The 3,266-nt window shown below is 57.9% G+C and carries 3 protein-coding genes; 1 reads left to right on the forward strand and 2 read right to left on the reverse strand.

The window, feature by feature from the left end; all coding sequences use genetic code 11:
- Both AC33YF_RS13340 and pstB read right to left on the reverse strand, forming a co-directional pair.
- A partial coding sequence (locus AC33YF_RS13340) for a poly-beta-hydroxybutyrate polymerase N-terminal domain-containing protein (protein WP_491777704.1) occupies window positions 1-892 on the reverse strand: 892 nt, incomplete at its 3' end.
- A 96-nt stretch (window positions 893-988) separates the two neighbouring features.
- Entirely contained in the window at window positions 989-1,810 is an 822-nt protein-coding gene (gene pstB / locus AC33YF_RS13345) for a phosphate ABC transporter ATP-binding protein PstB (RefSeq protein ID WP_491777702.1), read from the reverse strand.
- Between the two features lie 259 nt (window positions 1,811-2,069).
- Between pstB and AC33YF_RS13350 the strand changes: the two genes are divergently transcribed.
- Window positions 2,070-2,990, forward strand: coding sequence for a beta/alpha barrel domain-containing protein (locus AC33YF_RS13350; protein ID WP_491777703.1), 921 nt, complete (start codon window positions 2,070-2,072; stop codon window positions 2,988-2,990).
- Window positions 2,991-3,266 lie beyond the last annotated feature (276 nt).

Here is a 3,266-nt window from a genome sequence, read left to right on the forward strand (position 1 = left end):
AAGAGATCATAAACACCGTGAAACCTTGCGACACGAGATAGCGCACGAGCGAGTTCTCGTGGCGTAGGTCAAGTACGTAATATTTCATGATCCAAGCCGGCACGATCAGAATCGGCTCGGCGGATACCGTCTTGGTTGTCGGCGTGTACTGGATGAGCTCCATTAGCTCATTGCGATAGACGACTTGCCCAGGCGTGACGGCAACCTCCTTGCCGACGGCGAAGCCATCGCCGATCGGCGCAGGCTCCATTGCCATCGCACTGAGGATGTCCTGCGTGAAGTGTATGGCGCCACGCACCAGATTGGCGCCAAGCTCCTCATGCGTACGCTGAACAATAGTGGGGTTTAACCAGGGCACATTGGAGGGCGACACGACATCGATGGCCTGACGAGCCATGAAAGCGACGCGCGCTGTGTTCTTGCGAGACATACCGCGGACCTCGCGGGTCGCGATGCGCCACCAGGTTTCCTGGGCAAGGAACGCTTGTAAATAGAACACATAAGGAGGTGCCTTCCAGGCCGGATCATCGAAGCGGTGGTCCCGGGGATCGGGCTGGTAGGGCGGGGTGGGGTCGCTCCTCAGAGTGGATTCCAGCGTGAAGCGGCCAAGTTTTGCCGCTGCGCCAACCCCTTCAAACCATAACTCACTCAGGCGTCCGGGAGAGCGGGCAAGATGGGCCGCCCAGTCGTACCAGGCCGTGATTTGCGCGTGGGGTGAAATGCCCTGAGTAAAACGCGCGACGATGGCGCTAGCTACACGGTCTGCAGTTTCAAAGGGGCCTACTGAGATCGGCTCGCGCGGGCCGGCGCCGGGGTCTTGAGATTTTACGGGCGCAGAGCGTGGTTCCGGGCGCGGCAAAGCAGTAGGAGGCTGCGAGGTGACTTGGTCCATGTCAGTCAACGTGAGCGTGGGTCAGTGCCGTCTGCTGAAAGCAGGTGCTTGTATAAAGGCATAGTGATCGAAAGTACTCCTGCTTTGTTGCCTTAGCTAGCCGTAGCGCCCCGTTATGAAGTCGTGGCATCGGTCAGTCTGCGGCCTGACGAAGATGTCCTTGGAATCGCCCGCCTCGATCAGTTCGCCAAGACGGAAAAATGCGACGCGCTGCGCCACTCGAGCGGCTTGCTGCATGTTATGAGTCACAATGACGATCGTGTAGTTCTGGCGCAGTTCGTCGATCAATTCCTCAACGAGAGCCGTAGAGACGGGATCCAGCGCCGAACAGGGTTCATCCATAAGAACCACATCCGGCTGCATAGCAATAGCACGGGCAATACACAGCCGCTGCTGCTGACCACCAGAAAGATCGGTCCCCGGTTGCCTTAACCGGTCCTTGACCTCATCCCACATACCGACCGCCTGCAGCGATTTCTCGACCAAAGCCGTGCGATCGGCGCGGTTCGTGGCAAGACCCTGCAGCTCCGCGCCATAGGTAATGTTCCTACTAATCGATCGCGGGAAGGGGTTCGGCTTCTGGGCAATCCAGCCGAACCGCCGACGCAGCACGGGCGGATCGATCTCCGGCGCATAGATATCCTGGCCCTCGAGCAGAATGCGCCCCTCGATGCGGGTGTTCGGGATGATTTCGTTGGTGCGGTTGAGGCAACGCAGAAGCGTTGTCTTGCCGCAACCCGAAGGACCGATGAAAGCCGTGACCTCCTTCTTGAAGATCTCGAGCGAGACATCCTTCAGGGCCTTCTTAGGTCCATACCAAAAGCTAACATCCTGGACGCTGAGGGTGGCTGGGTGTGCGCGGTCGTGATTCGGGGTCGGCCCCAGATGCAAGGCCTGGCTTTCGGACTTATCCAACATTCTGGTGCACCGTGCTGGAACCTTAAAAATTCACGCTACCTCTACGTCGAGGCGCGCGATGCGCATCTTGATAAACGATGCATCTTTCGTGTGAACACGCTGTGACAGGTAACCACGTTCGCGGCGCGCTACGGCATGGCCTTCCAGAGCAGAAGAATCGGTCAGGAACTTCGCATTTTTCTGATAATGTGCCGAAGTATATGCGGCCTTCCTTCTGGCGTGCGGAGAACGAATCACCTTTGCCTGCGGGAGCCTCTTCATGGACTTGAGCACACGCTATCTCGGACTCGAGCTGAAACATCCCATCATTGCCTCGGCGTCGCCGCTGACCCGGGACATAGACGGAATACGCAAGCTCTTGGACTCGGAAGTTGCCGCGATCGTCATGGCGTCGGTTTTTGAAGAAGATATTTCCGCAAATCGCCCCGTCCTTGATGAGAGGCTGGGAACACTACGTTTGGCCTCGAAGCAAAGTGATGTCCCCATTATTGCGAGCCTGAACTGCGCAAGGCCTGGCGCTTGGCTAGATTTTGCGACGCGACTTCAAGACGCTGGCGCGAGCGCGATCGAGCTTGACCTGTATCGAGTGCCCTCCGACATCAATGAGACCGGACTCGCCGTCGAGCAAAGCTATGTCAATGTTCTCAGTGCGGTGAAGGAGAGGGTAGAGGTGCCGATCGCCGTCAAGCTCAGCCCATACTTCAGCGCGCCGGGTAACATGGCGAAGAAACTTGTGGAGGCTGGCGCTGCCGGTTTGGTCCTCTTCAACCGGTTCTACGAAGGCGACATCGATTTGGACTCGATGCTCATGAAGCCGGAGTTTCGATTGAGCACGCCCTGTGACATCCGATTGCCATTGATGTGGATATCGCTCCTATCGGGTCGGCTCCAGGCGTCGCTCGCTGCGACCTCCGGCGTATGGACCTACAAAGAGGCAGTGAAATATCTCATCGTCGGAGCGGATGCCGTCGCCACGACGTCTTCCTTGCTTGAGGAGGGGCCACAGAATCTTGGCCGAATAGTTGACGGTCTTCGCAAATGGATGGAGAGCCAGGGCTACAACTCTCTTGACGCGTTCAAGGGAAAGTACGCTGCGGCACATCTTGAGTTCCCGGACGCGTTCATGCGGTACCACTATAGCGACATACTGACATCTGAGCCGAAGGATCAGACATGCTGATCGACGTGATTAACTCAAACCGATTCGTGTGCGGCTCGGTATGATTCGGTTGATCGTGGTGCCGATCGCGTCGTTACAGGCGGCGGAGGTGATTTCCAGTGCCGGCCTTTAGCGGCTGGCACTCTCTCCCAATGCGCGTTTTCAGCGGCACGCTCAAGAGTCTGCAGCGAGGCTCTGCGACAGCTTGAAGACCAAGGATTGTCCGGGATCGAGCTCGGAGCTGTGTTCGCGGTAAGCGATGCGAATCGGCGCCGCCACCCCAGCACGGCTCGAGAC

This window comes from Methyloceanibacter sp. (genome assembly GCF_058506495.1).

Bases quoted from the DNA above. Each gene is read 5' to 3' on its own strand.
- pstB (WP_491777702.1), bottom strand. From the start codon at position 1,810: ATGTTGGATAAGTCCGAAAGCCAGGCCTTGCATCTGGGGCCGACCCCG.
- AC33YF_RS13350 (WP_491777703.1), top strand. From the start codon at position 2,070: ATGGACTTGAGCACACGCTATCTCGGACTCGAGCTGAAACATCCCATC.